General features: G+C 62.6%; 8 protein-coding genes. 2 read left to right on the top strand and 6 right to left on the bottom strand.

What is annotated here, in order from left to right; translation table 11 throughout:
* Positions 1–77: 77 nt before the first annotated feature.
* Both K728_RS0102840 and K728_RS0102835 read right to left on the bottom strand, forming a co-directional pair.
* Positions 78–1,397 carry a class II 3-deoxy-7-phosphoheptulonate synthase gene (locus K728_RS0102840; RefSeq protein ID WP_116778148.1) on the bottom strand — a complete coding sequence of 440 codons (1,320 nt, stop codon included), beginning with the start codon at positions 1,395–1,397 and terminating at the stop codon, positions 78–80.
* A gap of 178 nt (positions 1,398–1,575) precedes the next feature.
* Positions 1,576–2,400, bottom strand: coding sequence for a lysophospholipid acyltransferase family protein (locus K728_RS0102835; protein ID WP_024475778.1), 825 nt, complete (start codon positions 2,398–2,400; stop codon positions 1,576–1,578).
* 132 nt (positions 2,401–2,532) lie between these two features.
* Between K728_RS0102835 and K728_RS0102830 the strand changes: the two genes are divergently transcribed.
* Both K728_RS0102830 and K728_RS0102825 read left to right on the top strand, forming a co-directional pair.
* Positions 2,533–3,297: an alpha/beta hydrolase gene (locus K728_RS0102830; RefSeq protein ID WP_019481357.1), complete on the top strand. Its 765-nt coding sequence runs from the start codon at positions 2,533–2,535 to the stop codon at positions 3,295–3,297.
* Positions 3,294–3,773, top strand: a complete 480-nt coding sequence (locus tag K728_RS0102825) for a hypothetical protein (RefSeq protein WP_024475777.1) — start codon at positions 3,294–3,296, stop codon at positions 3,771–3,773. Before K728_RS0102830 ends, K728_RS0102825 begins: the two co-directional genes overlap by 4 nt.
* A 36-nt stretch (positions 3,774–3,809) precedes the next feature.
* Here the strand turns inward: K728_RS0102825 and K728_RS0102820 are convergent, their stop codons facing one another.
* The 4 genes from K728_RS0102820 to K728_RS18240 form a co-directional block, all read right to left on the bottom strand.
* Positions 3,810–4,649, bottom strand: a complete 840-nt coding sequence (locus tag K728_RS0102820; RefSeq protein ID WP_202805319.1) for an EamA family transporter — start codon at positions 4,647–4,649, stop codon at positions 3,810–3,812.
* Positions 4,650–4,693: 44 nt separating this feature from the next.
* Complete coding sequence (locus K728_RS0102815; protein ID WP_024475775.1) at positions 4,694–5,425, bottom strand: B3/B4 domain-containing protein; 732 nt, start codon at positions 5,423–5,425, stop codon at positions 4,694–4,696.
* On the bottom strand, positions 5,418–6,023 hold the full coding sequence (locus tag K728_RS0102810; protein WP_024475774.1) for a helix-turn-helix domain-containing protein: 606 nt from the start codon (positions 6,021–6,023) through the stop codon (positions 5,418–5,420). The genes K728_RS0102815 and K728_RS0102810 overlap by 8 nt, the downstream gene beginning before the upstream one ends.
* 156 nt (positions 6,024–6,179) lie before the next feature.
* Positions 6,180–6,425, bottom strand: a 246-nt coding sequence (locus K728_RS18240) for an HNH endonuclease (protein WP_035746911.1), incomplete at its 5' end; no start/stop codon positions are given.

Here is a 6,425-nt window from a genome sequence, read left to right as displayed (position 1 = left end):
TGTTGTGTCTCGAACCTTCGGTGTTTGAACCTTCGGTGTTTGGACCTGCGGTGTTTGAACCTGTGGGCCCGGCTTGCCTAGCGCTTGGAGAGTGCTCCTGCGACCAGGAAAGCCATCTCCAGGGACTGCATGTGGTTCAGGCGTGGATCGCAGACCGACTCGTAGCGTTCCAGGAATGCTTCCTGGTCCACGGGGTCGGCGCCGCCCAGGCACTCGGCGACGTCGTCGCCAGTCATTTCGACGTGGAGCCCGCCCGGGAAGGTGCCCAGCGAATTGTGCACCTCGAAGAAGCCGCGAACCTCGTCCATGACGTCGTCGAAGTTGCGGGTCTTGTAGCCGTTCGGCGACGTCACCGTGTTGCCATGCATCGGGTCGGATACCCAGAGGACCTGCGCACCGGAGTCGGTGACTTTCTCGACCAGCCGGGGCAGCTTCTCACGAATGTTGCCGGCACCCATGCGTGTAATGAAGGTCAGGCGACCTGGCTCGCGATTGGGATCCAGTTTATCGATCAGTGCGAGGGCATCGTCGGGTGAGGTGTTCGGACCGAGCTTCACGCCGATCGGGTTCCGAACCCGCGACAGGAAGTCGATGTGGGCGCTGTCGATGTCACGGGTACGCTCCCCGATCCACAGGAAGTGGGCCGAGGTGTCGTACGGGAGCCCGGTGCGTGAGTCGGTCCGCGTCAGCGCCCGCTCGTAGTCGAGCAGGAGCGCTTCATGGCTGGCGAAGAACTCGACCCTCTTCAGTGCCTCGAAGTCGGTGCCGCAGGCATCCATGAACCGGACCGCGCGGTCGATTTCACCGGCCAGCGACTCGTAGCGAGAATGGGCTGGGTTGGCGGTGAAACCCTTGTTCCAGTGGTGGACCAGGCGTAGATCCGCAAAACCGCCCTGGGTGAAGGCACGGATCAGGTTAAGTGTGGAAGCGGACGTGTGGTACGCCTTGACCATGCGGGAAGCATCATGCCCACGCGACTCAGGGGTGAACTCGTAGCCGTTGACCATGTCGCCGCGGTAGGCCGGAAGCGTCACGCCTTCGCGGGTCTCATCGTTGGATGAACGTGGCTTGGCGAACTGCCCAGCCATCCGGCCCATCTTGATCACCGGCAGTGATGCACCGTAAGTCAGGACCACTGCCATCTGCAGAATGGTGCGCACACGGGCGCTGATCCGATCTGCGGTTGCGCCCTCGAAGGTTTCGGCGCAGTCACCGCCCTGCAGCAAGAATGCCTTGCCCTGGGCAGCGGCGGCCAGGCGGTCACGCAGCACGTCGACCTCGCCGGCGAAGACCAGTGGAGGAAGGGTGGAGAGTTCTTTGACGGAGGCCGAATACACGCTGGGGTCCTGCCAGGTGGGCTGCTGCGAAATGGGCAGCTGGCGCCAGTTGTCAAGCATCGCGCTTGCCTGCGGGCTGCTCTGCCCTGCTGGGGGAACGGTGGTTTCGGTGGGTGCGAAGATATCAGTCACCGGTTAAGCCTAATGGGTCTACATCTTCGCCGCTGCCGGGACCGTCACGCAGCGGAGCAGCACGTCACATTGTGCCGGGCGCCACGCTTCCTGGCCAGCAGCCGGGCTACCGTTTCCGGCTCAGCCAGACCGGCAATTTGATACTGGTGAGCCTGCTGCGCAAAGACTTCTGGTTGGTGTCCTGCTCCGCGGCTGTCGGGGCGGCGGAGGCGGAGGCGGATTTGCCGTGCGCCTTCTTTTCGGAGCTCTTCGCGGCCGCAAGCTTTTCCTTCACACTGCTCGCGTACACGTCCACATACTCCTGGCCGGAGAGTCGCATCAGTTCGTACATGATCTCGTCGGTCACGGACCGCTGAACAAAACGATCCTCGGCGAGACCTTCGTACCGGGAAAAATCGAGAGGTTCGCCGACGATGATGCCGATCCTGCGAATGTTGGGGATACGCCGGCCAATGGGTTGTACCTTGTCCGTGCCGATCATCGCTACCGGTATCACCGGCACCCCGGTGGCGAGCACCAGTTTGGCCACGCCGGTCTTTCCTCGATACAGCCGGCCGTCGGGACTGCGCGTTCCTTCGGGATAGATACCCAGGATCCCGCCATTGTTCAGCACCGCTTCACCCGCGCTCAGCGAACTCGACGAAGCAGCACCGCCTGAGCGGTCCATCGGCAGCTGGTTCGAGAGTCTGAAGAACATCGCGGTGAGCTTTCCCTTGATGCCCTTACCCGTGAAGTACTCGGACTTGGCCAGGAAGATCACCGGCCGGGGCACTGCGATCGGAAGGAAAATCGAGTCTGAGAAGGAGAGGTGGTTACTGACCAGCACCGCCGGACCATCCAGTGGGACGTTGTCCATTCCCTTTACCCAGGGCCGGAAGAGGAGACCCAGAATCGGACCTACGATGATCCGCTTCATGAACCAATAAAACACGCTGACAGCCTTCCTCGACCCGAGCGGGATCACGGCGGATTACCCCACAGTCGATCGCGCTTTTCCTTGAGAGACTACTCTAAGGAACGGATTCGCTGGTAAGGCATTGGTGGCAGGTGGCACGATGGGGCTATGACATCCAGCGCGGGTCCCGTCGCCTTCTCTTCCGACGGTTTCGGGGAGGCGTCGCGCATCGGCATCCTCCTGAGTCACGGTTTCACCGGCTCTCCGGTTAGCCTGCTCGATTGGGCCCAATATCTAGCCGATCAGGGGTACGCAGTGCGGCTCCCTCTGCTCGACGGCCATGGCACCACCTGGCAGGAACTTGCCCGCACCCCTTGGCAGCGCTGGTACGCCAGCTATGAGACGAGTTACCGGGAGTTGGCACAGTCAACCGAGAAGATCGTCGTCGCCGGCCTGTCAATGGGCGGGACCCTTGCACTGCGGTTGGCGGCCCTGCAGCCGGTGGCCGGCGTCGTCGTCGTCAATCCTGGTCTCACCATCGCCGATCCGCGCGCGCGTTACGCCGGGGTGCTGAAGTTTGTGATGCGATCGGTGCCAGCCATCGCCAACAACATCAAGAAGGAAGGGCTCGACGAGGGCGCGTACGCGCGGACCCCCGTTGCTGCTGTCGCACAGCTCGGCCGACTATTCAGGGAGACGGTCAACCTGCTCCCGTCAGTGACCGCGCCCACGCTGGTTTTTCGCTCATCGGTGGACCCGATCGTGCCGGAAAGCAGCCTGGAGGTGCTGCAACAGCGGATTGGTAGCAAAGCTCTTGAGATTGTGCGTTTGGAGAACAGCTACCATGTTGCGACCATGGACCATGACGCGCAGTTGATTTTTGAACGGTCAGCGCAATTTATCCAGCACGTGACGGCAGGTAGCACCGCATGACATCCCGAGGTCAGGAACCCAACGAGTCCACTGACGATGCCGTGTGGCAGGATCTGGTGGCCCGGTTGGAGCAGACGCCCACCGCGCCGGAGGCTGCAGCCAGTTCGGCACCGGAACAGAACGTTGATGCGGGTTTGTCCGATCAGGACCGGGTGCGGGCTCTGTTTGAGAATCAGCCCGGCCGCTCCCCCAGTGGTCCGCGGGACTATACCCCCGAGGAGCCCGACGACGACGAAGACGAGGGTTATCATCCGCCGGAGCCGCCGGCGCTGGGTACCGGGGAGCCGCTGCTGGTCCTCGCCTGGTTCGGCGCAGTGGGTGGACCGATCGCTTTGCTTTTACTCGCCATGTTCTGGCGCGCCGCCCCGCTCACGATGATGCTGGGGGTGCTGGCCATCTTCCTGGTGTCGGTGGCGTTCCTGATCCTGAGGCTCCCCAAAACCCGCGATCACGGAGACAACGGCGCCGAAGTATAGGTAGCTGCCGCGTTCCGTAGGACCGAGCCGGAGTGGTCAGCCGGTGATGTGCACCGGGGTGGCCGAGTCGATCCTGGCTGGTTGAAGGCGGCTCCCGCCTCGTTGGGCGGCCGCACCGGCCAGTACCACCAATGCAATGCCCGCCAGCTGCGGGACTCCCACGTGTTGTTGAAGAATAATCAGTCCCAGCAGCACTCCGAACGCAGGTTCCAGTGCCATCAGCGTTCCGAAGGCTGTAGGGGTCATCCGGCGTAGTGCGAGCATCTCCAGTGCGAAGGGCAGCACCGGGAGCAGCACGGCCAGGCCCAGCGCGGCGGCGAGGATGCTTGGCGTGATGTGGCCAATGGCTTGAGGGACCCCGACGACGGCCGCGGCAACCGCCGCGATTGGCACCGTCAGGGAGAGCGAGGCGATTCCGTTGAAACGGTCGCCGATGCGTTGAGTGAGAAGGATGTAGACCGCCCACCCCACGGCCGCCATCGCTGCGAAGCCGACTCCCGTCACATTGAAAGTCCCCTGCCACGGTTCGGTCATGAGAACCACACCGATCAGGGCGAGACCCGGCCAGAGCAGCGCCCTCTTGCGGTGGCTTCGCAGAGCTGCCACGGTCAATGGCCCGAGAAACTCGATTGCGACGGCGGTGCCGAGGTGGATGTGCTCCAGCGCCGCGAGGAACCCGATGGTCATCAGACCCGTAGCCAGACCCAGACCGATAATGGTGGGCACGTCCTGGCGGCGGATCGAGCGAAGTGGTGGACGGACCAGAGCGATCAGGATGATTGCCCCCATGCTCAAGCGCAGCCATGCGGTCCCGCCGGGGCCGACAGCGCCAATCAGGTCTACCGACAAAGCAGAACCTAGCTGGACTGAGAACATCGCCGTTATCGCAAGCCCCCAGGGCGGGACGGGTGACGTTCTGGTCATGATTTGATCGGTTCGGGACGGATCAGCCGGCTGGCGGTCTGCACGTCGGGGCCGAGTTGCTTGAGGTGGGAGGCAAGCGCATCCGCTGCGAGTTGCAGAGCGTGGTCAGTCATCGGCTCAAGAGCATCCAGGATGAAAAGCGCGGTTTCGGTATTGTTTTTGAGCTGTGTCCGCCGCCCTTGCCGCCAGTTCCAGCGCCGGCACGTCACTCCTATGTCATCCCTCCAGACCACTTCGCCAGGTTCCGGAAACTCGACCGTTTCCTCGCCCCCGGTCGCGGTGTCGAACGGTTCGGTTCCCCTGGCGAGGGTCAGGCGGGGTGGGCCAGCGTACCCGGTGAGATCCTCGCCACCCAAGGGGACCTGGTGGAGGACTGAGATGGCGTTGTAGATGTCGGTGAGTCGGTTGACGCGTGGGAGCCCGGTGGCTGACCTCCGCAGGAGGGCCTCCAGACTGTTGCGCGTTCGTTGCGGCTTGGCCCCGAAACCGCGATAGGCGTCCCGCCACGCAGCGACGTGTGCAAGTTGCTCAACCGGAGTAGTTTTGAGGAGCTCACGGGCGAAACCTTCAGCGTGACTGAGGAGGTCCTCGCTTGTCTGGTCGCTGGGCCCTGGCACCAGACCATCGGCGGCGATCAGCACAGCACGATAGTCCGGACGAAGCAAGAACACTTCCGGGTCAACGCGGCTGGATTCCACAACCTGGCGCAAGCTGCTCCGATCATTCATTGGTTGTTGCTTCTCGGTGGCTCAGCCCTACACCGGGCTCGAAAACTGCCATGGTGAACGTGGCCGGTTCCATGGTTATATTCGCGTACGAGTGGGCAACGTCCCCGGGAAACGACACGGCGTCCCCGGTTTCGAGCACTATTGTCTGCTCCCCCACCTGCACTGTGATCGAACCTTGCCGCACCTGGAGAAACTCTTTGGTTCCCTTGGAGTGTGGCTCGCTCTCGTGGCGGTCCCCCGGCACGAATGTCCAGTCCCAAAGTTCGACGACGTCGGGTGACTCGGAGCCTGCCACCAGCGTCCCCCTGCCACCGGCTTCGGAAGTCCAAAGGGCGGCACCTTCACCGCTGCGTGTAACTGTCACGGGCTTCGCCGATGGAGACTCAACCAGCGAAGGCAGCCCGATGCCGAGAGCGTCGCTCAACCTCAACAGTGTTCCTACACTCGGGTTGGTGGCACCCTGCTCCACATTGATCAGCATGCGACGACTCACGCCAGCAGCGTCTGCCAGCTGATCAAGAGTCAGGGATCGGGATTGACGCTCTTGTTTGATGCGGCTGCCAATTGCTGCCGCAAGCGCAGTGGGGTTACTTACCATAAGTGCAGCATACTGCACTTTGAGTGCAGTATACATTATCAGTGCAGTATGCGTTGTCGAGCGCGACTGCTGTCTGGATGGGCGCCGCCTGTGGTCCGACGCTGCCTACGTCGCCGGAAGCACTCTAAGCAGTCAACGATAATCGGGGGCGCACTCTCAGAAGGGCGGGGGTATGTCGGGTGGTGGTGCTGGTGGTGGGTCGGCGGTGGTGAGGTAGGTTTCGCCGAGTGGTGAGATCGCGATGATCGTCCCGGGCTCGGGTTGTTGGTAGTGCCAGTAGCCTTCGGTTTTGAACATGTGGTGGCGTTTACACAAAGACGCCAGGTTTGAATAGGACGTTTTGCCGCCTTGGGACCAGGGGGTGGTGTGGTCGAGTTCGCAGAACACCGCCAACCGGTTACA

It is taken from the genome of Arthrobacter sp. CAL618 (assembly GCF_000468215.1).
Lineage (GTDB): Bacteria > Actinomycetota > Actinomycetes > Actinomycetales > Micrococcaceae > Arthrobacter_D.
The sequence above is the reverse complement of the archived record's forward strand: the minus strand, read 5'-3'. Positions and strand labels throughout refer to the sequence as shown.

Bases quoted from the DNA above. Each gene is read 5' to 3' on its own strand.
- K728_RS0102830 (WP_019481357.1), top strand. From the start codon at position 2,533: ATGACATCCAGCGCGGGTCCCGTCGCCTTCTCTTCCGACGGTTTCGGG.
- K728_RS0102820 (WP_202805319.1), bottom strand. From the start codon at position 4,649: ATGTTCTCAGTCCAGCTAGGTTCTGCTTTGTCGGTAGACCTGATTGGC.
- K728_RS0102825 (WP_024475777.1), top strand. From the start codon at position 3,294: ATGACATCCCGAGGTCAGGAACCCAACGAGTCCACTGACGATGCCGTG.
- K728_RS0102815 (WP_024475775.1), bottom strand. From the start codon at position 5,425: ATGAATGATCGGAGCAGCTTGCGCCAGGTTGTGGAATCCAGCCGCGTT.
- K728_RS0102810 (WP_024475774.1), bottom strand. From the start codon at position 6,023: ATGGTAAGTAACCCCACTGCGCTTGCGGCAGCAATTGGCAGCCGCATC.
- K728_RS0102840 (WP_116778148.1), bottom strand. From the start codon at position 1,397: ATGCTTGACAACTGGCGCCAGCTGCCCATTTCGCAGCAGCCCACCTGG.